We start from the raw sequence: 26,657 nt of genomic DNA on the forward strand, positions 1-26,657 counted from the left end.
CGAAAGCGCCCCTGGGGATGGTGACGCAGACGTCCTTGAGGGCGTGAAAGGCGCCGTAGTGCTTGTCCAGGTTCTTGATCTCGATCTGCGGCGTCATTTCAGCGCCCCCGATGTAAGGCCGGCGACGATGCGGCGTTGCAGTATCACGAAGATGGCGAGGATCGGCGTCACGTAGATCGCCGCATAGGCCATGATCGAATTCCAGTCGGTCGAGTTCGGCCCGAGGAAGGACGACAGCCCCACGCTCGCCGGCTGGTAGGCCGGGTTCTGGATGATGGATTTCGAGTAGATGTATTCCCCGAAGCTGGTCATGAAGGTCAGAATCGCCAGCACCAGGATGCCGTTGCGCGCCAGCGGCAGCGCGATGAAGACGAAGGCCCCCCAGCGCGAGTTGCCGTCGACCTGCGCCGCCTCTTCCAGCTCTTTCGGAACGGTCATGAAGGTGGCGCGCACCAGCACGATGTAGAAGGGCATGGCCTTGCCCGCCGAGGCCAGGATCACCGAGAGGCGCGGGTAGTCCAGCAGGCCCAGCTGGTTGAAGCCGACGTAGAGCGGCGTGATCATCACGCTCGCCGGCAGCACCTGAAGCATCAGGATCGCGAAGAGCGCGGCGTCGATCCAGGCGCTGCGGTAGCGGGCCAGCACATAGGCGCAGCCGGTCCCCAGCCCGACGGTGATCGCCGTGACGCCCGAGGCGATGACGACCGAGTTCCACATGAACACCGCCATGTCGCGCTGCGCCCAGACCTGCGGGTAGATCCCCGGGGACGGGTCGCGCGGCCAGAAGGTCGGCGGGTTGGCAAAGATCTCGGACCCGTTCTTCAGGCTGGTGACGTACATCCAGTAGAGCGGAAAGAGATAGAGCGCGGCCAGCCCGAGGGCGACGACCAGCAGCAGGCGGGGCATGGGCGCGCGGGTCATCCGCGCACCTCGTGCCGGGTCGACCAGACATAGACGGCGCTGGCCAGGACCACGAAGATCAGCATCATCACGGAGACCGCGGCCCCCTTGGCGAAGTCGAAGAGTTGGAAGGACCACTGCCAGGCCCAGTACTGCGCCACGTTGGACGAGTTCGCGGGTCCGCCCTCGGTGATCGCGGGGAAGAGGTCGAACTGCTGCAGGGTGTAGATCAGCCCCAGCGCCAGCACCGCCCCAAGGGTCGAGCGCATCATCGGCAGCGTGATCGAGGAGAAGCGCCAGAAGGCGTTGGCGCCGTCAAGCTCTGCCGCCTCGTAGAGATCGCGCGGGATCGCCTGCAGCCCGACCGACAGAAGCAGCATGTTGAAGGCGAGGCCCAGCCAGATATTGGCGATGGTCACCGCCCAGATCGAAAGGCGCGGGTCAGACTTCCAGAACATCGTGCTGTCGATGATGCCGAGGCTTTTCAGGATGGCGTTCAGCACGCCGAAGTCACCGGCGAGGATCCAGCCCCAGATCGCGCCAACCACGAGGCCCGGCATCACCCAGGACACCAGGAACAGCCCGCGGATGGTGCCGGCGAAGGGGAATTTCAGCATGAAGAACAGCGCCAGCGCGAAGCCGATCGCCACCTGCCCGATCATCGAGCCGAAGACGAAGACGCCGGTATTGCGCAGGATCAGGCCGAATTCCGGCTGCGCGATCACCTCGCGGTAGTTGTCGAGGCCCGCCCAGGGCCGGATCAGGCTGCCAAGGGTGAACATGTCCACCTCCTGAAAGCTCATCATCACGTTGTAGATCAGTGGCAATCCCGCCAGCGCGACCAGAAAGGCCATCGCCAGCCCGACGAGGACGAGGTCGAAGCCCATCCCGTCGGTGATGCTGTTCCAGATGCGTCTCATGCTGCGTCCCCTCCACCGCAAAATCGCAAGGTCCGGCCCGGCGGCACGGGGCCGCCGGGCCGGGGCGCGTCAGTTGACGATGCCGTCGATGGTGGTCTGCGCCTGCGCGAGCGCGGCCTCGGGCTCGGCCTGGCCGGTCAGCGCGGATTGCATCGCGTCGTAGATCGCCTTCGAGATGCGCTGCCACTCGGGGTGCGGACCACGCGGCTGCGCGTATTGCAGCTGCTCCTGGAACACGGCGAGGGCCTCGTCCTTCTCGGGGGTGCCGGTTTCCGGCAGCTCGATGTCGCTCCGCGCCGGCAGGTTGCCGAACTCGGGGAACAGGCGGTCGTCCTGGCTGGCGAAGTATTCCAGCACCTCGAAGGCCTCTTCGGGATGCTCGGTCGTCGACATGATGCCAAGGTTGAAGCCGCCGAGGGCCGAGGACCGCTCGTCCCCTTCCTCGAAGACCGGCAGCAGGGTCACGCCCCATTCGAAATCGGCGTCATCGACCATGCGGTCGATTTCCCAGGGGCCCGAGATCGCCATCGCGGCATTGCCCGAATTGAAGGTGCCGGTCGCGTCCCACTGGCCCAGGGACAGAACGTCCTGGCTGGCCCAGCCGTTGTCGATCATGCGCTTCATCATGGCGAGCGCCTCTTGCGCGCCTTGGGTGTTCACGTCCTCGTAGCTGCCGCCCGACATCTGGATCAGCGGCAGGAACTGGAAGGTGCCCTCCTCGCCCGCGCGGGCAGAGAAGACGGCGCCGTAGACGTTGTTCGCCGGGTCGGTCAGTGCCTCGGCATCGGCCTCGAACTCGGCCCAGGTCTGCGGCGGGCCGTCGATCCCGGCCTCCTCGAACATGTCCTTGTTGTAGAAGACACCGATGGTGTCGGTGTATTTCGGGATGCCGTAGATCCGCCCGTCCCAGGTGACGGAGTTCAGCGGCCCCTCGAAGTAGTTCTCGACGTTGATGACGTCGGACTCCTCGATCATGTCGGTGATGTCGAGCATCGCCCCGCGCGAGGTGAAGAGCGCGAAGTCGGGGTTGTCGAAGCTGACGATATCGGGCGCGTTGCCGGTGGCATAGGCGCGCAGCGTCTCGTTCACGATGTCATCGAAGGCGACGATCCGGTAGTCGATCTGGATGTCGTCGCGCTGCTCGTTGAACTCGGCCGAGAAGGTGTCGCTGGGGCCGGGACGGTCGTCGCCGTCGATCGACCAGACGGTCAGCGTCACCGGGTCGTCCTGCGCCATCGCGCCCCCGGTCATGGCGGCCAGCGCCATCGCGGATACGAGTGTCTTTGCCGTGTAGCTCATTGTCGTTCTCCTCCCTTGCGTGATCGCGCGGTGCGTCCGCGCCCCTCCCCCGCGCGGCCCCTCCTCAAGGCCCGCGCGGCGACTTCTTCGGCCCCTTAGGTCAGCGACGGATCGCCGCCGCCGTATTGCGCGGCAAGCGGCACGAAGGCGCCGCCGCGGGCCGTTTTCAGATGCTCGAGCGCGTGGATCTGCCCCGTCATCTCGAGCGCGTCCTTGTAGACCGGGTCGTGCCAGCCCTCGATGTCGATGGACCCCTCGTAACCGGCCAGGCGCAGCTCGCTGATGATGTCGGTCCAGTTGCTATCGCCGAAGCCGGGGGTGCGCATGAAGACGAAGGGATGCTTGCCGAAGATCCCGTGCTCGCGGATCACGTCCCAGCGGATCGTCGCGTCCTTGCCGTGGACGTGGAAGATCTTGCCCGCCCATTTGCGGATCTGCGGCAGCGGGTCGATCAGGTAGACCTGCTGGTGGCAGGGCTCCCATTCCAGCCCGATGTTGTCGTCCGGCGTCTCGTTGAACATCAGCTCCCAGGCGTCGGGGTTATGGGCGACGTTCCAGTCGCCCGACTGCCAGTTGCCGTCCATCGCGCAATTCTCGAAGGCGATCTTCACGCCCTTGTCGGCGGCGCGTTTCGCCAGCTCGGACCAGACCTTGCGATACTGCGGCAGCGACTCCTCGATCGGCTTGCCGCGCACACGCCCGGTAAAGCCGGCGACGCAGGTGGCGCCGAAGTGATGCGCGTTGTCGATGCAGTCCTTCCAGCCCTGCAGCGTGTCGCGGTCCAGCGGCTGATCCTCGAGCGGGTTGCCGAACATGCCCAGCGTGCTGATCGTGATGTCGCGCTCGCCGATGGCATCCATGCAGCGCTTGCCCAGCTCGGCCAGGTCCTGCCCGTTGGTGGTCTGCCAGAAAAAGGGCTCGAAGCTTTCGAAGCCGAGGTCGCGGATTTCCGCGATGCGGTCCGCCGCCTCGCCGCCGCTTGCGCTGACCATGGTGCCGATGCGGATGGATTTTGCCGGGTCGCTCATGCCGCGCCCTCCTGTGTCTTGATGTCGATGCGCCGCCCCTGCTTCGCGCTGTCGATCGCGGCGAAGACCATGGAGAGGCTGTGGATGTTGTCGTGATCGACGGTCAGCGGGGCATCCCCGCCCTGAACCGCCCGAAGGAAATCGAGGATGACGCCGGCATGGCCCGTCGCGGGCAGGTCCGGCGCGGGGGGCACGTCGATCTCGCGCAGCGGGCGGAAGAAGCCTTCCTCCCCGTCCACGACGCTTGCCGTCAGCCCCTCGTTCCCGTCCCAGAGCGCGCTGCCCTTGGTGCCGATGATGCGCCACTGCGCCTCCCATGCGGTGGGCGCGCCCTCGGCGCACCAGGAGCCGCGGTAGGTGAAGGTGGCGCCGCCCGCGCAGTCGAAGATCGCGTTGGCGCTGGCGCCATGGGCGTACCAGGAGCCTGCCGGATTGGTTTCCTGGCAATAGACGGCGGTCGGCTCCGAGGGCAGCAGGAAGCGCGCCGCGTCGAAGGTATGCACCGCCATGTCGAGAAGCAGCACATGCTCCATCTCGTCGCGGAAGCCGCCGAAATGCGGGGCGAGGAAGAAGTCGGAATGGATCGCCGTGATCTGCCCCAGCGCGCCGCTGTCGATCAGCGCCTTGGCGCGGCGGATGCCTGGCAGGTGGCGGCGGTTCTGGATCACCGCGCGGATGCGCCCCGCCTCGCGCGCCGCCGCCAGCAGCGCCCGCGCCTCGTCCATGTCGTTGGCCATCGGCTTTTCCGACAACACGTGGCAGCCGTGCGCCAACGCCGTCTCGACCACCGCGCGCCGCGCGGGCGGCACCACCAGATCGAAGACCGCGTCGGGGCGCAGGTCTTCCAGCATGGCGGCCAGATCGCTGCCGCAGCTGGCGCCCTCGTGTCCGTAGGCGCGGGCCTGCGCGGCGGCCCGCTCCGGATCGAGGTCGACGAAGCCGACCATCTCGATCCCTGTCGCCAGCGCGGGCGTGTCGCGGATGGCCGAAAGCCAGCCGTCGGACATGGCCCCGCAGCCCACCAGAACGGTGCGCATAAGCAGTCTCCCCCCTTTTCGGCGCCTCCTCCTCGAAGCGCCGTAAACGTTTCCGACGTTACGCAGCGGCCCGCGTTCCTGTCAAACTTTATCTTGCCGGCGCCGCGGGGGCTGGGCAAAGGATAGGCCCATGACCGGCATCAGAACCCTTGCACGGCAGCTCGACCTGTCGATCGGCACCGTGTCTCGCGCGCTGAACGGCCGGCCCGACGTGAACGCCCGCACGCGCGAGCGCGTGCTTGAGGCGGCGCAGGCCGCGGGCTACCGGCCGAACCAGTCCGGGCGTGCCCTGCGCAAGGGGCGCACCAGCACCGTCGGCCTCGTGCTCGATACCGGCGAGACCGGGCCTATGGGCGGGGATACCTTCTTCCTGCTGCTGCTCGACCAGATGCAGGAGGTGCTGTCGCAGGCCGGCCTCGACCTGGTGCTGCTGCCCAGCCGCTCTGGCGGCGATCCGGTCAGCGTGCTCGAGCGGCAGGTGGCACGCGGCGTGGTCGATGCGCTGGTGCTTACGGCGACACGGCGCGAGGATCCGCGCATCGCGATGCTGCTGGAGAGGGGCGTGCCCTTCCTGACGCTCGGGCGCAGCGAGACGCCGGGCCTCTACCCCTGGCTCGACCTCGATTTCGAGAGGATGGCGCAGGAGTCCGTCGCCCGGCTGGCCGCCGAAGAGCACCGCCGCATCGCCGCCGCCGTGCCGCAGCGCGATCTCAATCTGGTGGAGGTCTACCTGCGCGGCTACCGCAAGGGGCTGGCGGCGCATGGGCTGCCGCATGATCCGGCGCTGGAGCTGCGCGCCTGCGCCAGCGAGAACGGCGGATCGAAACTGGGCAAGACGCTGCTGACCATGCCGCAGGCACCGACAGGGGTGGTTCTGGCCTACGAGCAGATGGCCGTGGGCCTTTATTCACGGATGGCGCAGGAGGGGCGGGTGATCGGGCGCGACCTCTCGGTCGTGGGGCTGCGCGACAATGCGCAGCTTGGCTTCCTCTCGCCATCCCTGGCCTGTTTCAGCCTTGATGTCGGCGCCCTTGGGCGGGCGCTTGGCCAGGGTGTGCTCGACCTTCTGGCGGGGCGGCGGGACACGGCGCAGGTCTGGCCGATGCCATTCCATCCGGGCGGCAGTATCGGGCCGCCCGAGGGGGCGGGGCCGGATGCCCCGCCCCCCGGTGGCGCGGTTTAGTCGTCCCAGACCGGCAGGTTCTCGACATCCGCCTCGGTCATCGAGGTGGTGTAGTCCTTGCCGTCCCAGTTCAGGGCGTCGAGGGTGATGATGACTTCGGTATCGCCGAGGTCGAGGAAGCCGTCGTCAATCTCGACCACCACGGCAGCCGGGCTGCCGGAGCCGTCGACGAGCACGGCCTCGATCTCGCCCACCTCGGTGCCATCGGCACCGAGCACGTTCTGGTTCTCGATCTGCGTGTAGGTCGACGGATCGGCGGTCTGCGCGGCGGCGGCGCCGGCGAGCGGCAGGGCGAGGGCGGCGATCATCAGGGATTTCATGGCGTATCCTTTCGGGTTGCTTGGCCCCGCAACACGAAATGGGCGCGATGCGTTCCTTGCCAGCCTGCCCCGCCGCGTCGCATAGCGGGGCTATGAGCGCCGGCCCGCCGGCCAGAGGAGGACCCATGGAAACACTCGATCTGTTCATCGGCGGCGCCATGCGCCCCGCCAGCAACGGCGCCACCTTCGCGCGGCACAATCCCGTGACCGGCGCGCTGGCCACCACGGCTGCCGCCGCGACGGCTGAGGATGCGCAGGCCGCCGCCGATGCCGCCGGAGCCGCCTTCCCCGCCTGGTCCGCGACCCCGCCGGCCGAGCGGCGGCGCCTGCTGCTGGCCGCCGCCGAGGCGCTGGCCGCCAAGGCCGATGCCATCGTCGCCGCGATGAAGGCCGAGATCGGCGCGACCGAGGGCTGGGCCCGCTTCAACTGCATGCTCGCCGGGCAGATGCTGGTCGAGGCGGCGGGTCTGACGACGCAGGTGAAGGGCGAGATCGTCCCCTCGAACCGCCTCGGCACCACGGCCTATGCGGTGCGCCAGCCCGCCGGCGTCGTGCTGGCAATGGCGCCCTGGAACGCGCCCGTGATCCTTGGCATCCGCGCCATCGCCGCGCCCCTGGCCTGCGGCAACACGGTGGTGATGAAGACGAGCGAGCTGTGCCCCCGCACCCATGCGCTGATGCTTCAGGCGGTCGCGGAGGCGGGCTTCCCCGAGGGCGTGATCAACGCGATCTCGAACGACCCGGGTGACGCCCCTGCCCTCGTCGAGGCGCTGATCGCGCATCCCGCCGTGCGGCGCGTCAACTTCACCGGCTCGACCCGCGTCGGGCGCATCATCGCCGAGACCGCCGCCCGCCACCTCAAGCCCGCGCTGCTGGAGCTGGGGGGCAAGGCGCCGCTGATCGTGCTGGACGATGCCGACCTCGATGCCGCCGTCGAGGCCGCCGGTTTCGGCGCCTACATGAACCAGGGCCAGATCTGCATGTCGACCGAGCGGATCATCGTCATGGAGGCCGTCGCCGATGCCTTCGTCGAGAAGTTCACCGCCCGCGTGCAGGCCCTGACCGCCGGCGACCCCGAGGCCGGGGAGCATCCGCTGGGCGCGCTGGCGACCGCTGCCGGGGCCGAGCATGTCGGCGCCCTGATTGCGGATGCAACGCAAAAGGGCGCGCGGCTGATCGCCGGCGGCGGCGAGGGCACGATCCTGAATGCCGCAGCCCTCGATGGCGTGACGCCGAATATGCGCGTCTACAGCGAGGAAAGCTTTGGCCCCCTCGCCGCGATCATCCGCGCGGGCGATCTGGATGAGGCGGTGCGCCTGGCGAACGACAGCGACTACGGGTTGTCGGCGGCGGTCTTCGGCCGCGACACCGCGCGAGCCATGGCCGTCGCGCGGCGCATCGAAAGCGGCATCTGCCACGTCAACGGCCCCACGGTCCACGACGAGGCGCAGATGCCCTTCGGCGGGGTCAAGGCCTCGGGCTATGGCCGCTTCGGCGGGATCTGGGGCGTGGCGGAATTCACCGACCTGCGCTGGATCACCGTGCAGGACGGGCCGCTGCACTACCCGATCTGATCCTCGGGGGTCTGGCCGGTAAACCGCCAGGCCCCCTGCCCCAGCACCGGCGCGGCCCGCTGCACCGCCAGCGGGCTGCGCGAGAACTTGAGCGGGCTGCGCAGCCCCGGGATCCCCTCGGGCGCGATGCGCAGGCCGCGCGCGGCGATCTGGCGGTCGTCCAGCGCCTCGGCCACGGTGTTGATCGGCCCGGCGGGCACGCCCGCCTCGGTCAGCGCCGCCGTCAGACCGGCCTTGTCCCAGAGGATCGTCAGCGCCGCGATCTGCGCGCAAAGGACAGTGCGATTCTCGACCCGCGCGGGATTGGTTGCATAGGCCGGGTCTGCGGCCAGCTCCGGCGCGCCGAGCACGCGGGCGAGGGCCACGAACTGACGGTCATTGCCGCAGGCCACGATCAGGGCGCCGTCTTTCGTCGTAAACTCTTGATAAGGAACGATATTCGGATGGGCATTGCCCAGCCTTCGCGGCAGCTCTCCGCCGATCAGCCAATTCGTCGCCTGGTTCGCCAGCACCGCGACGCCGCAATCGAGCAGGGAGAGGTCGATCTGCTGCCCCTGCCCCGTCTTCGCCCGCTCGGCCAATGCGGCCTGCACGGCGATGGTGCCGTAAAGCCCGGTGAAGATGTCGATCCAGGCGACGCCCACTTTCTGCGGCGGGCCGTCGGGATCGCCGGTCAGGTCCATGATCCCGCTCATCCCCTGAATCAGGAAGTCATAGCCTGCCTCGCCCGCGCGCGGCCCATCCTGCCCGAAGCCGGTGACCGAGGCATAGACCAGCCCCGGGTTCGCCTTCGCGAGGCTGTCGTAATCGAGGCCGAAGCGCGCGAGGCCGCCGACGCGGAAATTCTCGATCACCACGTCGGCCCCGGCGATCAGCGCCTTGAGCCGGGCGAGGTCCGAAGGATCCGAGAAATCGCAGGTGACGGAGGTCTTGCCCCGGTTGGCGGCGTGGAAATAGGCGGCGACGCGTTCGGTCCCGCCCTGCCCGTCCGGCCGGTCGAGGAAGGGCGGCCCCCAGCGGCGGGTGTCGTCGCCCTGCGGGCTTTCCACCTTGATGACCTCGGCGCCCAGATCGGCCAGCGTCTGCCCGATCCATGGCCCGGCGAGGATGCGCGCCAGTTCGACGACCTTCAGCCCCGCAAGCGGCGTCAGGGCCATGCTAGAAGAAGGCCTGCAGCCCGGTCTGGGCGCGGCCCAGGATCAGCGCGTGGACGTCATGCGTCCCCTCGTAGGTATTCACCGTCTCGAGGTTCTGGGCATGGCGCATCACCTGGTATTCGACCTGGATGCCATTGCCGCCGTGCATGTCGCGGGAGGTGCGCGCGATATCCAGCGCCTTGCCGCAGTTGTTGCGCTTCATCAGGCTGATCATCTCGGGGGCAAAGCGCCCCTCGTCCATCAGGCGCCCGACGCGGAGGGAGCCTTGCAGCCCCAGCGCGATCTCGGTCTGCATGTCGGCAAGCTTCTTCTGGAACAGCTGCGTCTGCGCCAGCGGCCGGCCGAACTGCTTGCGGTCGAGGCCGTAGCTGCGCGCCCGGTGCCAGCAATCCTCGGCCGCGCCCACGACGCCCCAGGAAATGCCGTAGCGCGCGCGGTTCAGGCAGCCGAAGGGCCCGGCGAGGCCCTCGACACCCTCGAGCAGCGCATCCTCCGGCACCTCGACGCCCTCCATCACGATGCCGCCCGTGACGGACGCGCGCAGGCTGAGCTTGCCCCCGATCTTCGGCGCGCTCAGCCCCTTCATGCCCTTGCGCAGGACGAAGCCGCGAATGCGCCCCTCATGCGCGTCGGACTTGGCCCAGACGACGAAGACATCGGCAATCGGGCTGTTCGAGATCCAGGTCTTCTCGCCGCTCAGCCGATAGCCACCCTCGATCTTCTCGGCGCGGGTCTTCATGCCGCCGGGATCGGATCCGGCATCCGGCTCCGTCAGGCCGAAGCAGCCGATCAACTCGCCGCTGGCGAGGCCGGGCAGAAGCGCCTGCCGCTGCGCCTCGGAGCCATAGGCATGGATCGGGTACATCACGAGGCTGGACTGAACGCTCATCATCGAGCGGTAGCCGCTATCCACCCGCTCCACCTCGCGCGCGACGAGGCCGTAGGAGACGTAGCCAGCGCCGGCGCAGCCATAGTCCTCGGGCAGGGTGACGCCCAGCAGACCGGCCTGACCCATCAGCGGGAAAAGCTCCGGATCCGTATGCTCCTCAAGGTAGGCGCGCTCGATCCGGGGCCGCAGCTCGCCTTCGGCAAAGGCGCGGGCGGTGTCGCGGATCATCCGCTCTTCCTCGGTCAGCTGGTCCTCCAGCAGCAGCGGATCCTCCCAGACCAGCCTCTGCGGCGCGGTATCCTTGGCCATGGCGTCCTCCCGGCGCGTGTCACTGACCCCGTGATAGTCCGGGGCAGGCTTTGGGGGAAGGGGCGCGGATTGTCAGCTGACAATCATGCCCCTTGGCGGTCCCGAATTGTCAGCTGACAACATGGGCTTCCGCAGCAGCCGCGCGACCATCTGCGCCGCGTCGAAGGCGCCTTCACCGGCGCGATGGACAAGGCGCCTGAGATAGCCACCGGGATTGGCGATGCTCGAGAGGCTTTGAAGGATGCAGAGCACGACCGCCGCCGCCTGCTGCGGCCCCATCACCCGCCGTGCCTCTTCCACGACATCGGCGCCTAGGCCGATCATCGGTGCCAGCCTGTCCGCCAGGGCGACGAGATCGGGCCAATGGCGGATCGGATCGGGGAAGTAGCTGCGCAGCTCGGGGCAGGCAGCGGTCACGCCCTGGACGGTCAGTGCCGGTTTCTCTGCCTTCTTGGCTGCCTGCGCTTCCACGGTTTGTGGCCGAGTCTTATCAGTAGGATCTTCATAATGCTTCTGTTGGTGCCGCTCATTTCGGGCGTCACTGGCGCTCAGCTCGCGTGTTTCGCCGGGCGCCAGAAGGGCGGTCATCTCCGCCAGATCCTGCATGACGGCCTCCAGAGCATCGGCCCGCGGACGGCGACGCAGAAGGGCGCGGCTGTGCGATAGCAGGGCAGGGAGGCTGTCCGGCAGCATCTTGCCCGCGCCTTCACGCTCCAGCGCCAGATCCTCGAGGTGGCGGCGCTTGAGAAAGACCTCTTCACGCAGGGCGACAAGAGCCTCTGCCTCGGCGCGGGCTTCCTCGGCCAGGGCTGCGATCTCGGCGGCGCGGGCGAGCAGCGGCGCGAGGTCGAAGCCATAGGGGCAGGGCGCGGCATCCATGCGGCGGCGGACGTAGCGCTTGCGGTTGGGGCTGTCGCGCCGGGCCAGAAGGCCCGTGCTGCACAGCCGCGCGAGGTGGCGGCGCAGGGTGCTTTCGGGCATGCCGTTCAGCCGTTGCGACAGAACCGCGTTCGACGGAAAGACGATGAGCGGCGCGCCCGGCGCGACATGGCGCTGCGGCAGGAAGCTGACCAGCGCGCGCAGCACGCCGACCTCGCGATGCGTGAGGCCAAGCGCCGGCGCGGCAAACCCGAGGGCGTCGATCACGGCCCATTTGTCCAGCGGCTGCGGGGCGCAAGGCTCCGCCATCCGCCCGGGACGGGCGGTCGAGATATGGTCCATAAGCCGTTCACGAAGGCAACAGGAAGCCCGGCCGCCGGCTGGGGCGGAGTTGACAGGGCAGGGGAAGGGGCCTTATCTCGAAGGTGCTAGACTTGAGAATTGGCCTTCCGGGATTTGCGTCCTGGGGGGCTTTTCTTTTGCGCTGCCTCTAGTCGTGCCTCCTGTCCTGTTGCGGTGTCTCTTCCGCCTGCTCCTGATGGAAGCGGGCGTGAAGCTCTTGCACGATGGCCGCGGCATGTGCCTCGAGCCAGTCGTCGAACCCCTTGGCGCCGCGTTGCGGCACGCTCAGCTGCAGCGCGCGGGCGCTGCGCTTGATCTCGGCCAGCGGTACGCCGTCGGCGCCCGGCAAGTGCCGGGCCTGCGGGGCAGGGGGCTTCGGCGCGGCGGCGGCATCGCTGCCGGCGCGCTTCAGCACCGCCTCGAACCGGTCGTCGCTGGCCAGCAGCGCGAAATCCGGCCCCTGCATCAGGCTGTGCACGCGGTTGCTCGCGCCAGGCCGCTCCATCGCCTGGGCCAAGGCCAGCCAGCGCGGGCGGCCAATGCTGGGGGCACGGCCGATCTGCCGCAGGAAGGACAGCTCGAAGGCCGCGCCGACCTTCAGCATGCGCGAGACCATGGGCAGGTCGATCGAGAGGGCGTCCGCGATGCTCTGCCGCGGGTAGCCCGCCGCCTCGAGCTGCGCGGCGAAGCTGGCCCGTTCGATGAAGCTCAGCTCCTGCCGGGCGGAGTTTTCCTGCCCCTGCGCCATGACGAGGGCATGATCGTCCAGCTGGCGCACCAGCGCCTTCACCGGCTGGCCAAGGCCGCGCAGCGCGCGCAACCGCCGCCGCCCGTAGACGATCTGGAACCTCCCCTGCGCCTCGGGGTGCGGGCGCAGGAGGACCGGCACCTGCTGACCATAGGCCTTGATGCTGGCGGCAAGCTGCGCCTGCGCCGCGTCGTCGGGGCCGAGACGGTCAGTCACGCCGCCCTCGTCGATCAGCGAAGGATCGACCTCCTGCACCGCGCTTTCCTGCATGCGGGCGAGCGAGGATTGCAGCGCCCCCACCGCGCCGCGCGGCATCGGGCTGGCCGCACGGGGCTTGGCCGCATCGCGCGGCGGCACTGCGGGGGCATCGGAAAAGATGTTCTTGCGCGCCATGATCTACCTCCCCCAGGCTTGCTGGATCAGGGATTCAACCTCGTCATTGACAAGATTGAGCGACTCCATCGCACGGTCGTAGGTGGTGCGGTGAAACTGCGAGCGCTCGACCTCGTAGAGGGTCTGGTTCGTCAGCCCGGCATCCGAGATCGCGGTCGATTTCAGCATCGGCGAGACCATGACCTCTTCCCCGAAAAGCTGGCGCAGGAAGGCGACCATCTGCTGCTGCGGCCCGTCGTTGGGCTCGTAGCGGTTGATGAGGAAGCGCAGGAAGTCGAACTCCATGCTCGCCCCGGCGTTCGAGACCACCTCGAGCATCGAGGCGCTCATCTGCAGGAACTGCGACATCGAGGCGATGTCGAGCATGTTGGGCACCACGGTGATCATCACGCCGGTGGAGGCGCAGAGGGCCGACATCGTCAGGTACCCAAGCTGCGGCGGGCAATCGATCACGACAACGTCGTAATCCGGCTCCACCTCGGACAGCGCCTCGGCCATGCGGGCGAAGAAGGGCGGCTGGACGTGGGCGATCAGCGCCTGCGGCGTCTCGTGCTCGAATTCCTGCAGGATCAGCCCACCGGGGGCGAGGTCGAGGCCAGGAAAGTAGGTCTGCCGGATCACCTGGCTCAGGGGCAGCGGGTCGTCGTAGCGCAGGGCATCGTAGATCGTGCCGCTGTCGAGGAAATCATACTCGGGGCGAAAGCCGAAGAGGGTCGTCAGCGAGGCCTGCGGGTCGATATCGACGCAAAGCACCCGGTACCCCTTGAGCGCGAGGCGCTGCGCGACGTGGATCGAGCTGGTCGTCTTGCCCGAGCCGCCTTTGAAGTTCAAGAAGGACAGGACCTGCAGCTTGTCGCCCGGTGTCCGGCCGGGCAGGGGGATCGGCTTGGCGCCCGTGGCGAGGTGCCGCCGGATCGCACCGATATCCTGAAGCTCGTAGTGCCGCCGCCCGCCGGGCGAGGTCTGGACTTCGGGCACCCGGTCCTCGAAATGGAGCTTGCGCAGGAAGCTGGTCGAGATGCCGAGCAGATCCGCCGCCTCGCCGGCCGAGAAGCGGCGCAGCCACTTGCTCTGGTCAGGCGCGTAGACCTTGAGCATATGGTGCTGCAAGGCAGCTGACAGGGTCTCCGCATTGTCACGGATTCGCCTGTCGATGCGGATCGGTTCTGTCATCACTGCCCTCGGAACGCTTTTTTTCGCCAGCGCTCTTTCTACCGTTCTTGTTGCAGGGATCCGCGAGGCTGACAAGACCTTGATGACGCCGGGGCAGGGCGGAGGGGGCGGAAAGGGCCAAACCCTTGAGATCCTTGGCAGGCCGGCCCGAGGCCCCGGATCCGGGGCAGGGCGGTCACCCCCAGATCTTGTGCCCGCTGCGCCCGCGCGGTGCGCCTCGCGATTCGCAGGGGCCGCAGGCCCTTATTGACAAGCTTTGCCAAACTGCGCAGGATAGAGGCCGGAGGGACCCGCCATGGCCACGATGAATGTCTCGCTTCCCGACCCGATGAAAAGCTGGGTGGAGACCCGCGCCGACGGTAACCGCTTTGCCAATGCCAGCGATTACGTCCGCCACCTGATCCGCCAGGACCAGGAGCGCGAGGAAGCCCGTGCCGCGCTGCAGGCCGCCGTCGATCAGGCCCTTGCCAGCGGGCCGGCCCGCCCGCTCGACCGCGCCGCCCTGAGGGCCCGGATCCGCGGTGAGCTCTGACGCCCTGCGCCTGACCCCGGCGGCCGAGGACGACCTGCGCGAGATCTGGCTCTACGGCCTTCAGACATGGTCCGAGGCGCAGGCAGACCGCTACCTCGACATGCTTCTCGACAGCCTCGAGATGCTGGCCGAGATGCCGGGGCTCGCGCGGCTGCACCCCGAGATCACGCCGCCCGTGCGGCTGCATCCGCGCGGCAGCCATGTGATCGTTTATACCGACGAGCAAGGCGGCGTGACGATCCTGCGCGTCCTTGGCGCGCGCCAGGACTGGCGCGCGCTGCTCAAGGCGCTGGACTAGGCCCCTGGATTAGGCCCCGCCCGCCTGGGCCAGGGCCTGCTCAAGATCGGCAATGATATCCTCGACCGTCTCGATGCCGATCGACAGGCGCACCACGTTGGGCGCCGCGCCGGCCTTGATCTGCTGATCCGCCTCGAGCTGGCGGTGCGTAGTGGAGGCGGGGTGGATGACGAGGCTGCGGGTATCGCCGAGGTTGGCGACATGGCTGAACAGCTTCAGCGCGCTCACCAGTTTCACGCAGGCCTCGTAGCCGCCCTTGAGCGAGATAGTGAAGAGCGCGCCGGCCCCCTTGGGCACGATCCGCTGCGCCCGCTCGTAGGAAGGCGAGGAGGGCAGGCCGGCATAGGTCACCGCCTCGACCGCGTCATGCCCCTCGAGCCATTCGGCGACGCGGCGGGCATTGGCAATGTGCCGCTCCATCCGCAGGCCGAGGGTCTCGATCCCCATCAGCGTGTAATGCGCGCCCTGCGGGTTCATCGTCATGCCCAGATCGCGCAGGCCCACGGCGATGGAGTGGAAGGTGAAGGCCATCGGCCCCAGCGCGGCGAAGGTCGTGCCGTGATAGGCCGGCTCGGGCTCCGAGAGAGAGGGGAACTTGTCGCTCGCCGCCCAGTCGAATGTGCCGGAATCGACCACCACGCCGCCCGTCACCGTGCCGTTGCCGGTCAGGTACTTGGTCGCCGAATGGACGACCAGCGTCGCGCCATGCTCGATCGGGCGGCAGAGGTAGGGCGTGGCCGTCGTGTTGTCGACGATCAGCGGGATGCCGTGCCGGGTCGCGATCTCGGCCAGCGCGTCGAGGTCGGTGACGTAGCCGCCCGGGTTGGCAATGGTCTCGCAGAAGAGCGCGCGGGTGTCCTCGTCGATGGCGGCCTCGACCGCCGCGAGGTCGTCGGTATCGACGAAGCTGGCCGACCAGCCGAAGCGGCGGATCGTCTGGCTGAACTGGGTGATCGTCCCGCCGTAAAGCCGCGAGGAGGCGACGATGTTGCGCCCCGGCGCCATCAGCGGAAACAGCGCCATGATCTGTGCCGCATGCCCCGAGGAACAGGCGATGCCGCCCGCGGCCCCTTCGAGCGCCGCGACACGGTTCGCCAGCGCGCCGACCGTCGGGTTGGTCAGTCGCGAGTAGATGAAGCCGACCTCTTCGAGGTTGAACAGCTTCGCGGCGTGATCGGCATCGCGAAAGACATAGGCGGTGCTCTGGTAGATCGGCACCTGCCGCGCGCCGGTGGCGGGATCGGGCTCGTATCCGGCATGAACGGCGAGCGTGTCGAAGCCCTGTGTCGTGTCTGTCATGGTGTCACGGTCCTTTCAGTCCAGGGGATGGAAAAGGGCGCCTTATGACATAAGACGCATTATCGGTTTTCCGTCACAAGGCGAGGAAACCGCCGTCGACCGGCAGCACCGCGCCCGTGGTCATCGCCATGTCGTCGGAGAGCAGCGCGACGATGGCATGGGCGACCTCCTCGACCTCGGCGAAGCGGCCCGAGGCATGGCGCACCCGCATCGGATCGCTCTTGGCCGGATCGGCCCAGGCCGCGGCGGCAAGCTCTGTCAGCGTGATGGTCGGCGCCACGGCATTGACGCGGATGCCATGCGGGCCCAGCTCGCGCGCCATGACGCGGGTCGCCCCCTCGAGCCCCGCCTTGGAGGCGGCGTAACACAGGTGCTGGTCAAAGCCGCGGTGCCCGGCGATGGAGGTGACGTTGACGATGGCGCCGCCGCCCCCCGCCGCGATCCGCCGCCGCGCGAAATCCTGCGACAGGATCAGCGCGGCGCGCAGGTTGATGCCCATGACGGCTTCGTAGCCGTCATCGGTCATCTCCAGCAGGCTTTGCAGCACATTGGTGCCGGCGCAATTGACGAGGTAGTCGCAGACCCCCGCCTCTTCCATCGCGGCGCGGGCCGCGACCGGATCCGCGAGGTCCGCGCGGATCACCCGGCAGCCCGTCTCCGCCGCAAGACTGTCCAGATCGGCCTGCGTCCGGGCCACGGCCACGACCTGCGCGCCCCGCCGCGCCAGAAGCTGCGCGGTGGCGCGGCCGATGCCCTTGCCGGCGCCACTGACAAGGGCGGTCTTCCCCTGCATCGGCAGGCTCTGCGCGCCTTCACTCATGGCATGCGGATCTGCAGTTTCACGTCGGTCTCGCGCCCCTCGGCGGCGCGGTCGAAGGCGGCGACGCTATCGGCGAAATCCAGCGTCGCGCTGATCAGCGGCTTCAGATCGACCTTGCCCGAGGCCATGAGCGCGATGGCCCGGTCATAGACATTGGCATAGCGGAACACCGTCTCGACCCGCAGCTCCTTGGCCTGCAGCGCGACGATATCGACGGGCACCGGATCGACCGGCATGCCCACCAGCACCACCGCCCCGCCCGGACGCGCCAGCTTGCCCACGCTGAGCACCGCAGGCGCCGCGCCAGAGCATTCGAAGACAAGGTCGGCGCCCCAGCCATCCGTCGCCTGCGCCACCGCCTCGGCCGGGTCCGTGGTGCCGATGTGGATCGTCTCGATCCCATCGTATTGCCCGATGATGTCCAGCTTCGGCTTGGCCATGTCGGCGACGAGGACACGGGCGCAGCCGCCCGCCAGCGCCGCCAGCGCCACCATCATCCCGATGGGCCCCGCGCCCAGAACCACGGCCAGATCGCCCGGCGTGATCCGCGCCTTCACCGCCGCCTGCATGCCGATGGCAAAGGGTTCGACCATCGCCCCTTCGGCGAAGCTGACGGCATCGGGCAACTTGTAGGTGAAGGCGGCGGGGTGCACGACCTCGGGCGCGAGGCAGCCGTGGATCGGCGGCGTCGCCCAGAAGCGCACCGAGGGATCGACGTTGTAGAGCCCCAGCTTGGAGGCGCGCGAGGTGGCGTCGGGAATCCCCGGCTCCATGCAGACGCGGTCGCCGGGGGCCAGACCCGTCACCCCCTCGCCCACGGCGACGACAGTGCCAGAGGCCTCGTGCCCCAGCACCATCGGCGCGTTGACGACGAAATGCCCGATCTTGCCGTGGGTGTAGTAATGCACGTCCGAGCCGCAGATCCCCACGGTATGGGTGGCGATCTTCACCTCGCCCGGGCCGGGGGTCTCCGGCATCTCGATGTCGCGCAGGGCAAGCTCGCCCTTCTTCTCCAGAACCAGAGCTTCCATTGCCGGTCTCCTTCCGCGCCGGGCGCGGTCTTGCTGTCGCGCGTGGCGCGCGGGGTGTCAGATGTCGAAGTTCGAGGGCAGGATCACCACGTCGCGGATGGTGACAGTGCGCGGGCGCGAGAGGGCGAAGACCACCGCCTCGGCCACGGCAGAGGCCTCCATCAGCGCGCCGTCCTCCTTCAGCTTGGCCAGCCGCTCCGGCTCCCAGTCGGACAGCAGCGCCGAATCCACCGGCCCCGGAGAGACCTGTCCGACGCGGATCCCGTCCTTCATCAGCTGCCGCCGCATGGTCTGCACGAAGCTGGTGATCGCCCATTTTGAGCCGGAATAGACCGGCTCCGGCCCGACGGCGGTATGTCCCGCGACAGAGCATGTGACCATGATGTCGCCGCTGCCGCGCTCGGCCATATGCGGGATGACGGCGTGGACGTTCTTCATCACGGCGGTGACGTTCAGCCCGATCATCCGCTCGATCGCCTCGGGCGTGGTGTCGGTCAGCGCGCCGCCGATATAGCTGCCGGCATTGCAGTGCAGGATGTCGATCCGGCCCGTCTTCGCGAGGATCTCGGGCACCATGGCGGCGCAGCTCTCGGCGTCCAGAAGGTCGGTGCGCTGCGCGATGCAGGCCTCGCCCAGCTCTGCCGTAAGGGCCTCCAGCGCCGCCGCGTCGCGGTCGACCAGCACGACCTGCGCGCCCTCCTCCAGCAGCGCCCGCGCGCTCGCCAGCCCGATGCCGGAGGCGCCGCCGGTCACGACCGCCACCTTGCCTTCGAAAAGACCACTCATACCCACGTTCCTCCCCCGGGTGCGGCGCGCTCCCCCGCGCCGGCCAGCGCCACCCTAACGGCTTTGCGGCCAAGGTCCACGCCCTGCGGTCGGGGCGGCGTAAACGAAGCGGTAAGTCTTTGCTGGCATGAGGATGCCGGGCCAAAAAGAGGCAAAACGACAGATGCGCGCACCCAGGACGATCACCGGCAAGCTTCTTCTCGTTACGGGGGCGGCGATCACCGCGATCATCCTGATCGATTCGATCTGGTCCGGCCTCTCGGCCGCGCGCCGCGTCGAGGATCAGGTGACCGAGCTGGCGCTGGAAAACGCCGGGCGGGCGGCGCAGCAGGTCGCGACCGAGCTGACCTCGGCGACCGCGGCCGGCACCACGCTGGCCGGCAGCCTCTCCACCCTGATCGCATCCGGGGGCGCGACGCGGGACGACGTGATCGCCCTGCTCGAAGGGGTGCCCGCCCAGCACGAGGGCGTCGTCTCCTCCTGGATGACCGGCCTGACCGATGGCGCCCTCGACGCGCTTTTGCCCGGCGAGGCGGCGACCAACGAGGCCGGCATCTTCACGCCCTACTGGCGCACCGACTCGAGCGGGCAATTCATCCTCTCGACCTTCGAGATCGCCCCCCAGTCGGAATGGTACGCCCTCCCCCTCACCACCGGCGCCAGCCTGCTGACAGAGCCCTATGTCGCCTCCAGCACCGGCGATCTTCTGACCTCGCTCAGCGCGCCGGTCCGGGTCGACGGGCGCATCGTCGGGCTTGCCGGGGTCGACATCGACCTCGGCGATCTCAGCGCGATGATCGGCAGCCTCGTCAGCTTCGAGGGCGGGCGCACGCTGCTGGTCGACAGCAACGGCAAATGGCTCGCCCATCCCGATCGGGACCGGCTGACCCTCCCCTACGAGGACATGGGCAGCGATATCCTCGCCGCCGCGCTGGAGGACGGCCAGCCGCGCGTGATGCGCGCGATGCCCGACGGCAGCACCCGGCTGATCTATCCCTTCACCGCGCCGGGAATGAACCGGACCTGGGCCGCGATCCTCGACGTGCCGGGCAGCTACTTCTCCGGCCCGGTGCAGCGGGAAATGATCGCCGTCGTCGTCGTGGGCCTATCGATCCTGCTGATGACGCTGCTCGTCATCAAGATCGCCGCCACCCGCATCGTGCGCCGCCCGCTGGGGCAGGTGGTGACGGTCCTCGACCGGCTGGCCTCCGGCGGCATCGGCGATCCGGTGCCCGAGACGGGCCGCGACGACGAGGTCGGCGGCATCGCCCGCTCGGTCGAGGCGCTGCGCCAGGGCCTGGTCGAGAAGCAGGCGATGGAGGCCGGTCAGCAGCGCCAGCAGCAGGAGCAGGCCCATGTCACCCAGACGCTGGCCCGCAACCTGCGCGCGCTTTCCTCCGGACAGCTCGACACCGAGATCCACGAGGATTTCCCCGACAGCTACGAGCAGCTGCGCAAGGACTTCAACGAGACGGTGCAGCGACTGGCGGAGCTGATCCGCGCCATCTCCAGCGCCACCGGCTCCATTTCCGCCTCCGTCGGCGAGATCGCCTCGGCTTCGACCGACCTCTCGCGCCGCACCGAAAGCTCTGCCGCCACGCTGGAAGAAACCGCTGCCGCGCTGAGCGAGATGACCGGCTCCGTGCGCGGCGCCGCCGATGGCGCCAAGCGCGCCGACGAGGTCGCGGTCCGTGCCCGGAGCGACGCGCAGGACAGCGCCCGCATCGTGGAAGAGGCCGTGACGGCGATGGATGCGATCGGCGATTCCTCGCAGCAGATCACCAAGATCATCGGCGTGATCGGCGATATCGCCTTCCAGACCAACCTCCTGGCGCTGAACGCCGGGGTGGAGGCCGCGCGTGCCGGCGAGGCCGGCGGAGGCTTTGCCGTCGTCGCCTCCGAGGTGCGGGCGCTGGCGCAGCGCTCCTCCGAGGCTGCGCGCGAGATCGAGGCGCTGATCTCGACCTCCGGCACGCAGGTCGAGCAGGGCGTCGCGCTCGTCGGCCGCGCCGGCAAGGCGCTGACCACGATCCTCGGCTCCATCAGCGATATCTCGGACCATGTCAGCCGCATCGCCTCTGCCTCGAACGAGCAGGCCACCGCGATCGGAGAGATCAACACCGCCGTCGGCCAGCTCGATCAGGCCCAGCAGCAGAACGCCGCCATGTTCGAGGAGACCGCCGCCGCCTGTACCCGGCTGAACGGCGACATGCGGGACCTCAGCGAGGTGATCAGCCGGTTCCGCGGCGCCGAGGCGGTCAGCGCAGGCTCCGAAGCCGCCTGATCCGGCGGCCCGGTCCCGCGACAGCCGAGGCCAGCCCCCGCCATCACCCCCTCAGGCTACCCCGCCGGCCGCCCGTCGCCGCGCCTCGACGATGGCGCGGTGATTGGCCTCGGCCCAGGCCACCAGCTGGCCCATCGGCTCGAGGATCGAGCGGCCGAGATCGGTCAGCGCGTATTCGACCCGCGGCGGCACCTCTGGATAGACCCTGCGCGCGACGAAGCCATCCTGCTCCAGCCGCTTGAGCGTCTTGGACAGCATCTGCTTCGACACATCCCCGATCGCCCGCAGCAACTCGTTGAAGCGCAGCGTGCCGCGCGCCAGCGCGTCCAGCACCAGAAGGCTCCATTGATCGCCGATCCGGTCGAGGACGTCGCGGATCGGGCAGGGCTGGTCGAAGGGCGGGCTCTCCAAGGCAGGTCTCCTCTCCGGGGGTGGTCATCGCCGGCTGACCGGGTCAGCGCGCGGTGACGTCTTGTGGCAGGACCGGGCCGGGTCTAGCTGATGGTCCAGAATGCAGACCAGGTACGATCTGCATACCAGCCTCGCAACAGGAGAGCCATCATGAACCTCGCCCTCGTCGGCGCATCCGGCAACGCCGGATCCCGCCTGCTCAAGGAATTGTCGGATCGCGGCCATGCCGTCACCGCCATCGCCCGCAATCCCGAGCGCATCGCCGATCTGCCCGGCGTCACCCCGCGCGGCGCCGACCTCGAACAGACCGAGGATTTCGTGCAGGCCCTGTCCGGGCATGATGCGGTGATCTCCGCCCTGCCCTTTTCCACCACTGACGGCGCGGCGCTGATCGCCGCCGTTCGCGCCTCGGGCGTGCGGCGCTACCTCGTGGTCGGCGGCGCCGGCAGCCTCGAGGTCGCGCCGGGCCAGCGCGTCATCGATCAGGAAGGGTTTCCCGAGGCCTGGCGCCCCGAGGCCGGCGCCGGCGCCGCCTTCCTGGACCTGCTGCGCGAGACGGAGGATCTGGACTGGACCTACCTCTCGCCCTCGGCCGAGTTCGTGCCGGGCGAGCGGACGGGCCAGTTCCGGCTGGGCACCGACAGCCTGTTGGTGGGCGAGGACGGCTCGCGCATCTCCTTCGAGGATTATGCCATCGCCATGGTCGACGAGCTCGAGACGCCGCAGCACATCCGCCAGCGCTTCACCGTCGGCTACTGACGGCGGGCGGGGCGCCGACAGGGCCGGCCACTGGACCGGCCCGCGCCCCTGCCCTAGCCTGCGCGCCATGACACAGGACATGACCGAGATCACCGCCGCCCCCGCCTTTCAGGCGGCCACGGCCGAGTTGCGCAGCACCCACGACGCCTTCGTCGACGAGATCGTCGAGCTGACGCAGATCCCCGCCCCGCCCTTCGCCGAAGAGGTCCGGGCAAAGGCCTACGAGGCGAAGTTCCGCGCGCTGGGGCTGGAGGAGGTCGGCAACGACGCCATCGGCAATGTCACCGGCCTGCGGCGCGGGCGCGGCAACGGGCGCACCATCGTGGTCGCCGCGCATCTCGACACCGTCTTTCCCGCCGGCACCGACGTGACCGTGCGGCGCGAGGGGACGGTGCTGCGCGCCCCCGGCGTCGGCGACGACACCCGCGGCCTCGCCGCGCTGCTGGCCTTCGTCCGCGCGCTGGGTGCCGGCGGGGTCGAGACCGAGGCCGATATCCTTTTCGTCGGCGACGTCGGAGAAGAGGGCAAGGGCGACCTGCGCGGCGTGCGCCACCTGCTGACCGAGGGGCCATGGGCCGGCAAGGTCGAGGCCTTCTTCACCATCGACGGGCTGGAGCCGTCCGAGATCGTGACCACCGCCGTCGGATCGCTGCGCTACCGCATCGGCTTTGCCGGGCCGGGCGGGCACAGCTTTGCCGCCTTCGGCACCGCGAACCCGGCCTATGCGCTGGGGCAGCTGCTGACCGGCATGGCCGCGCTCGATGTGCCGAAGACGCCGCGCACGACCTACAGCGCCTCGGTCATGGGCGGAGGCACCTCGATCAACGCGATCCCCGAAGAGGCCTGGGTCGAGATCGACCTGCGCAGCGAGGAGGCCGGGGCGCTGCAGGCGCTGGACGCGCAGGTCCGCGCGCTGGCCGAAGCGGCGGCGCGAGACGAGACGGCGCGGGCCGAAACCGGCGAGATCGCCCTGACGATGCAGCGCAGCGGCGCCCGCCCCGCCGGGACCACGCCCGACGACGCGCGCATCGTGCAGGCCACCCGCGCCGCGCTGACGGCCTTCGGCTTCACGCCCTCGGCCCGCGCCGCCTCGACCGATGCCAATATCCCGATGAGCCTCGGCATCCCAGCGCTCTGCCTCGGGTCGGGCGGCACAGGCGGGCGGGCGCATAGCCTCGACGAATGGATCGACGTGGAAGAAGAGACCTCGCTGCGCGGGCTGAATGCCGCGCTTGCCGCCATCGTGGCGACCGCGGGTCTCTGGGCGCGGGACTGACCCGCGCCCTACCCCGGCGCTACTCGCGCAGCCAGACCAGCATCGGATTGGCGCCGCGGTTGCACCATGCGTAGTACGGCACGGCGAGCAGCGGGCTCGGCGCCTCTTCGGGCGGCGCCGGGCGGTAGAGGTCGGGGCCCCAGCCCTCGGCCCTGGCCGCCCGCGCCTCGGCCTCGATCACCGTGACGCCGCCGATCAGGTCCGGCACATGCCGGGCCGAAAGCGCGGCCTCGCGCGGCAGGCGCAGGCTGTGCACCGGCGCCTTCTGGTCCCGCTCTTCGGCGCAATAGACCAGCGGGCCGCGCCGCAGCGCCACCCGTCCGATATCGGCGCGCACCGCCGGATGGGCGTAGCTGCGCCGCGCCTCCATCGGCAGATCGAGCTCGACGACGTCACCCTCGGACCAGCTGCGCGCGATCTTCAGGTAGCCGCGCTCGACCGTCATCGGCACCGCCTGCCCGTTCACCCGGGCCGAGGCGCCCTCGCACCAGCCGGGGATGCGCAGCGACAGGGTGAAATCGCCACAGCCTTCGGGCGCGACGGCGATGCGCACCGCGCCGTTCCAGGGATAGTCCGAGGTTTCGGTCAGCGTGACATGCCCGCCCGCCACCGGCAGCCGCGTCTCCGACCCGCCGTACAGGTGCACCGCGATCTCGGTCTCGGCGAGGCCGTAGAAATACCCCGCGACCGAGGCGACGAGGCGGCTGACGTTCATCGTGCAGCAGGGGCACATGTGCCACGCCCACCGGTGGTGGCTGCCGTCGCTGTCGAGCTTGTTGTCGTAGAAGTAGCTCTCTCCGTCCCGGCTGAGCCCGGCGAGGGAGTTGTTGTAAAGCGCCAGCTCCAGAAGGTCGGCATACTGCCCGTCGAGGTCGAGGTTCAGCATCCGCGCCGCCCAGAAGACCATCGCCACGCTGGCGCAGGTCTCGCAATAGGCGGTGTCGTTGGGCAGGTCGTAATCGGCGGTGAAGCCCTCGTTATGCTCCGAGGGGCCGAAGCCGCCGGTGACATACATCCGCCGCTCGATGACATCGGCCCAAAGCGTCTCGCAGGCGGCCTTCAGCGCCGCGTCGCCATGCTCGGCGGCGAGATCGGCCATGGCGGCATACATGTACATCGCGCGCACGGCATGGCCGACGACCTTGGTCTGCTCGCGCACCGGCAGGTGGGACTGGCTGTATTCGTACATCCCCGAGGCGGCGAAGAAGTAGTCCGCCGGATCGTCGCCGCGCGCCTTCGCCTCGGTGTCGAAGTAATGCTCGGGCTCGCGGCTCCCGCGCTCGTCGATGAAGTAGGTCGCGAGATCGAGGAACTTCTGCTGGCCGGTGGCATGGAAGGCGCGGATCAGCGCAAGCTCGATTTCCTGATGGCCGGGATAGCCCGGGCGCTGCCCCTCGCCCCGCCCAAAGGTGCGGGCGATATGGTCCATGTTGCGTTCCATGACGCGCAGGAAGCGGTCCTTGCCGGTGGCCTGGTAATAGGCGACCGCGCCTTCCAGCAAGTGGCCCGCGTTGTACATCTCGTGGTTGTCGCGCAGGTTGGTCCAGCGGTTCTCGGGTTCGCGCTGCTGGTAGAAGCAGTTGAGGTACCCGTCCTCGGCCTGCGCGGCCTCCAGATCGTCGATCATCGCCTCGACCTCGGCCTCGATGGCCGCGTCGCGGCGATGCCGCAGCGCGTAGGAGGCCGCCTCGATCCATTTGCCGATGTCGGAATCCCAGAACATCTGCACGGTGAAGCCGCCCTTGCGGCGCGGGATGGTCAGCGGCGGCACGGGTTTGGGCAGCTTGATGGAGCCGCGGATGTCGTGCTTTTCCAGCATCTTCAGCTGGCTGGGGATGGTGCGGGTCAGCACCACCTCCAGCCGCTCGTGCCAGAAGGCGCCGGTGATCGTCACATCCGGAAAGGGGACGGAGGCATAGGTGCGCATGGTTGGCCCTTTCATGTCAGTCACAGTGCCTCCCCCGTCTCGGCATCGAAGAGGTGCACGTCGCCGGGCGCGATGCCGATGGGCGCAGTCTCTCCGGCACGAAGGCGGCTGCGCCCCTGCTCCAGCAGCATCAGCGCGGGCTCGGTGCGGGTGGTGTAATAGGACAGCGTGCCGGTGGATTCGACCATGCCGATCTCGACCTGCGTCAGCGGGTTTGCGGCGTCTATCTTCAGATGCTCGGGCCGCATCCCCGCCTCGACTCGGCGGCCGGGCGGCAGGGCGCGGTCCAGCCCCAGCACCGGCGCGCCCGGCAGGTCCAGCGTCACGCCGCGCCCGTCCTCGGTCACCGTGCCGGTAACGAAGTTCATCGCCGGAGAGCCGATGAAGCCCGCGACGAAGCGGTTCACCGGGCGGTCGTAAAGCTCCAGCGGGGATCCCTGCTGCTCGACCACGCCGGCGCGCATCACCACGACATGATCGGCCATGGTCATCGCCTCGATCTGGTCATGGGTGACATAGACCGAGGTCGCGCCGAGCCGGTCGTGCAGCGACCGCACTTCGGAGCGCATGTGCACCCGCAGCGCCGCGTCGAGGTTCGACAGCGGCTCGTCGAAGAGGAAGGCCTTGGGTTCGCGCACGATGGCGCGGCCCATGGCGACGCGCTGGCGCTGGCCGCCCGACAGCTCTCGCGGATAGCGGTCGAGCAGCTTTTCCAGACCGATGGTGCTGGCGACCTCATCGGCCTTGCGGCGCGCCTCGGCCTTGGCGATGCGCTTGAACCGCATGGAATAGGTCAGGTTCCCCAGCACGGTCATATGCGGGTAAAGCGCGTAGGACTGGAACACCATCGCCACGTCGCGTTTGCGCGGCGGCATCTGGTTCACCCGCTCGCCGGCGATCGTGATCTCGCCGCCGCTGATCCGCTCCAGCCCGGCGAGGCAGCGCAGAAGCGTCGACTTGCCGCAGCCCGAGGGGCCGACCAGGGCCACGAAAGCGCCCCTGGGGATGGTGACGCAGACGTCCTTGAGGGCGTGAAAGGCGCCGTAGTGCTTGTCCAGGTTCTTGATCTCGATCTGCGGCGTC

25 protein-coding genes are annotated in these 26,657 nt (G+C 68.9%); 7 read left to right on the plus strand and 18 right to left on the minus strand.

What is annotated here, in order from left to right:
- Nucleotides 1-93: 93 nt before the first annotated feature.
- The 5 genes from DFP88_RS16105 to DFP88_RS16125 all read right to left on the minus strand — a co-directional run bounded on the left by DFP88_RS16105 (nucleotide 94) and on the right by DFP88_RS16125 (nucleotide 5,184).
- Nucleotides 94-921 (minus strand): carbohydrate ABC transporter permease, encoded by an 828-nt coding sequence (locus DFP88_RS16105; RefSeq protein ID WP_110815729.1) that lies wholly within the window; start codon nucleotides 919-921, stop codon nucleotides 94-96.
- Nucleotides 918-1,820 (minus strand): carbohydrate ABC transporter permease, encoded by a 903-nt coding sequence (locus DFP88_RS16110; RefSeq protein WP_110815730.1) that lies wholly within the window; start codon nucleotides 1,818-1,820, stop codon nucleotides 918-920. The genes DFP88_RS16105 and DFP88_RS16110 overlap by 4 nt, the downstream gene beginning before the upstream one ends.
- Nucleotides 1,821-1,889: 69 nt before the next feature.
- Nucleotides 1,890-3,119 carry an ABC transporter substrate-binding protein gene (locus tag DFP88_RS16115; protein ID WP_110815731.1) on the minus strand — a complete coding sequence of 410 codons (1,230 nt, stop codon included), beginning with the start codon at nucleotides 3,117-3,119 and terminating at the stop codon, nucleotides 1,890-1,892.
- 95 nt (nucleotides 3,120-3,214) lie between these two features.
- Complete coding sequence (locus tag DFP88_RS16120; RefSeq protein ID WP_110815732.1) at nucleotides 3,215-4,147, minus strand: sugar phosphate isomerase/epimerase family protein; 933 nt, start codon at nucleotides 4,145-4,147, stop codon at nucleotides 3,215-3,217.
- Nucleotides 4,144-5,184, minus strand: a complete 1,041-nt coding sequence (locus DFP88_RS16125; protein WP_110815733.1) for a Gfo/Idh/MocA family protein — start codon at nucleotides 5,182-5,184, stop codon at nucleotides 4,144-4,146. The genes DFP88_RS16120 and DFP88_RS16125 overlap by 4 nt, the downstream gene beginning before the upstream one ends.
- A 130-nt stretch (nucleotides 5,185-5,314) precedes the next feature.
- Here DFP88_RS16125 and DFP88_RS16130 point away from each other — a divergent pair, with 130 nt between their 5' ends.
- The gene (locus DFP88_RS16130; RefSeq protein ID WP_110815734.1) at nucleotides 5,315-6,367 is read left to right on the plus strand and encodes a substrate-binding domain-containing protein; all 1,053 of its coding nucleotides are present in this window, start codon (nucleotides 5,315-5,317) and stop codon (nucleotides 6,365-6,367) included.
- On the opposite strand, the gene DFP88_RS16135 is transcribed toward DFP88_RS16130, so the two are convergent.
- On the minus strand, nucleotides 6,364-6,687 hold the full coding sequence (locus DFP88_RS16135; RefSeq protein WP_110815735.1) for a PRC-barrel domain-containing protein: 324 nt from the start codon (nucleotides 6,685-6,687) through the stop codon (nucleotides 6,364-6,366). The two genes, DFP88_RS16130 and DFP88_RS16135, sit on opposite strands and share 4 nt — an antisense overlap.
- A gap of 125 nt (nucleotides 6,688-6,812) precedes the next feature.
- Between DFP88_RS16135 and DFP88_RS16140 the strand changes: the two genes are divergently transcribed.
- Nucleotides 6,813-8,261 carry an aldehyde dehydrogenase gene (locus tag DFP88_RS16140; protein WP_110815736.1) on the plus strand — a complete coding sequence of 483 codons (1,449 nt, stop codon included), beginning with the start codon at nucleotides 6,813-6,815 and terminating at the stop codon, nucleotides 8,259-8,261.
- Here the strand turns inward: DFP88_RS16140 and DFP88_RS16145 are convergent.
- From DFP88_RS16145 to repA, 5 genes are all read right to left on the minus strand, one after another.
- The gene (locus DFP88_RS16145) at nucleotides 8,249-9,418 is read right to left on the minus strand and encodes a CaiB/BaiF CoA transferase family protein (RefSeq protein WP_110815737.1); all 1,170 of its coding nucleotides are present in this window, start codon (nucleotides 9,416-9,418) and stop codon (nucleotides 8,249-8,251) included. The genes DFP88_RS16140 and DFP88_RS16145 overlap by 13 nt on opposite strands.
- A gap of 1 nt (nucleotide 9,419) precedes the next feature.
- Entirely contained in the window at nucleotides 9,420-10,616 is a 1,197-nt protein-coding gene (locus DFP88_RS16150) for an acyl-CoA dehydrogenase (protein ID WP_110815738.1), read from the minus strand.
- A 72-nt stretch (nucleotides 10,617-10,688) separates the two neighbouring features.
- Nucleotides 10,689-11,837: a plasmid replication protein RepC gene (repC, locus tag DFP88_RS16155; RefSeq protein ID WP_110815739.1), complete on the minus strand. Its 1,149-nt coding sequence runs from the start codon at nucleotides 11,835-11,837 to the stop codon at nucleotides 10,689-10,691.
- A 148-nt stretch (nucleotides 11,838-11,985) separates the two neighbouring features.
- Nucleotides 11,986-12,978, minus strand: a complete 993-nt coding sequence (gene repB, locus DFP88_RS16160) for a plasmid partitioning protein RepB (protein ID WP_110815740.1) — start codon at nucleotides 12,976-12,978, stop codon at nucleotides 11,986-11,988.
- Between the two features lie 3 nt (nucleotides 12,979-12,981).
- Nucleotides 12,982-14,151 carry a plasmid partitioning protein RepA gene (gene repA, locus DFP88_RS16165; RefSeq protein WP_110815741.1) on the minus strand — a complete coding sequence of 390 codons (1,170 nt, stop codon included), beginning with the start codon at nucleotides 14,149-14,151 and terminating at the stop codon, nucleotides 12,982-12,984.
- A gap of 295 nt (nucleotides 14,152-14,446) precedes the next feature.
- Between repA and DFP88_RS16170 the strand changes: the two genes are divergently transcribed.
- The gene (locus tag DFP88_RS16170; RefSeq protein WP_110815742.1) at nucleotides 14,447-14,683 is read left to right on the plus strand and encodes a type II toxin-antitoxin system ParD family antitoxin; all 237 of its coding nucleotides are present in this window, start codon (nucleotides 14,447-14,449) and stop codon (nucleotides 14,681-14,683) included.
- Complete coding sequence (locus tag DFP88_RS16175; RefSeq protein ID WP_110815743.1) at nucleotides 14,673-14,981, plus strand: type II toxin-antitoxin system RelE/ParE family toxin; 309 nt, start codon at nucleotides 14,673-14,675, stop codon at nucleotides 14,979-14,981. Before DFP88_RS16170 ends, DFP88_RS16175 begins: the two co-directional genes overlap by 11 nt.
- A 9-nt stretch (nucleotides 14,982-14,990) precedes the next feature.
- Here the strand turns inward: DFP88_RS16175 and DFP88_RS16180 are convergent, their stop codons facing one another.
- The 4 genes from DFP88_RS16180 to DFP88_RS16195 form a co-directional block, all read right to left on the minus strand.
- Nucleotides 14,991-16,280, minus strand: a complete 1,290-nt coding sequence (locus DFP88_RS16180; protein ID WP_110815744.1) for an O-acetylhomoserine aminocarboxypropyltransferase/cysteine synthase family protein — start codon at nucleotides 16,278-16,280, stop codon at nucleotides 14,991-14,993.
- A 73-nt stretch (nucleotides 16,281-16,353) separates the two neighbouring features.
- Nucleotides 16,354-17,100 (minus strand): SDR family oxidoreductase, encoded by a 747-nt coding sequence (locus DFP88_RS16185; RefSeq protein WP_245904852.1) that lies wholly within the window; start codon nucleotides 17,098-17,100, stop codon nucleotides 16,354-16,356.
- Nucleotides 17,097-18,131 (minus strand): NAD(P)-dependent alcohol dehydrogenase, encoded by a 1,035-nt coding sequence (locus tag DFP88_RS16190; RefSeq protein WP_110815745.1) that lies wholly within the window; start codon nucleotides 18,129-18,131, stop codon nucleotides 17,097-17,099. The genes DFP88_RS16185 and DFP88_RS16190 overlap by 4 nt, the downstream gene beginning before the upstream one ends.
- A gap of 57 nt (nucleotides 18,132-18,188) precedes the next feature.
- On the minus strand, nucleotides 18,189-18,917 hold the full coding sequence (locus tag DFP88_RS16195; RefSeq protein WP_110815746.1) for an SDR family oxidoreductase: 729 nt from the start codon (nucleotides 18,915-18,917) through the stop codon (nucleotides 18,189-18,191).
- Between the two features lie 163 nt (nucleotides 18,918-19,080).
- On the opposite strand from DFP88_RS16195, the gene DFP88_RS16200 reads away from it, so the two are divergent.
- Complete coding sequence (locus DFP88_RS16200; RefSeq protein ID WP_110815747.1) at nucleotides 19,081-21,201, plus strand: methyl-accepting chemotaxis protein; 2,121 nt, start codon at nucleotides 19,081-19,083, stop codon at nucleotides 21,199-21,201.
- Between the two features lie 51 nt (nucleotides 21,202-21,252).
- Here the strand turns inward: DFP88_RS16200 and DFP88_RS16205 are convergent, their stop codons facing one another.
- Complete coding sequence (locus DFP88_RS16205; RefSeq protein WP_110815748.1) at nucleotides 21,253-21,612, minus strand: winged helix-turn-helix transcriptional regulator; 360 nt, start codon at nucleotides 21,610-21,612, stop codon at nucleotides 21,253-21,255.
- A gap of 150 nt (nucleotides 21,613-21,762) precedes the next feature.
- Here DFP88_RS16205 and DFP88_RS16210 point away from each other — a divergent pair, with 150 nt between their 5' ends.
- Together DFP88_RS16210 and DFP88_RS16215 are read left to right on the plus strand one after the other, a co-directional pair.
- The gene (locus tag DFP88_RS16210; protein ID WP_220032357.1) at nucleotides 21,763-22,371 is read left to right on the plus strand and encodes an NAD(P)-dependent oxidoreductase; all 609 of its coding nucleotides are present in this window, start codon (nucleotides 21,763-21,765) and stop codon (nucleotides 22,369-22,371) included.
- A 67-nt stretch (nucleotides 22,372-22,438) separates the two neighbouring features.
- A complete protein-coding gene (locus tag DFP88_RS16215; protein WP_110815749.1) occupies nucleotides 22,439-23,647 on the plus strand; it encodes a M20/M25/M40 family metallo-hydrolase in 1,209 nt (402 codons plus the stop codon).
- A 19-nt stretch (nucleotides 23,648-23,666) separates the two neighbouring features.
- On the opposite strand, the gene DFP88_RS16220 is transcribed toward DFP88_RS16215, so the two are convergent.
- Together DFP88_RS16220 and DFP88_RS16225 are read right to left on the minus strand one after the other, a co-directional pair.
- On the minus strand, nucleotides 23,667-25,589 hold the full coding sequence (locus DFP88_RS16220) for a glycoside hydrolase family 127 protein (protein ID WP_245904853.1): 1,923 nt from the start codon (nucleotides 25,587-25,589) through the stop codon (nucleotides 23,667-23,669).
- Between the two features lie 5 nt (nucleotides 25,590-25,594).
- A partial coding sequence (locus tag DFP88_RS16225; protein ID WP_110815751.1) for an ABC transporter ATP-binding protein occupies nucleotides 25,595-26,657 on the minus strand: 1,063 nt, incomplete at its 5' end.

The organism is Pseudoroseicyclus aestuarii, assembly GCF_003217255.1.
Lineage (GTDB): Bacteria > Pseudomonadota > Alphaproteobacteria > Rhodobacterales > Rhodobacteraceae > Pseudoroseicyclus > Pseudoroseicyclus aestuarii.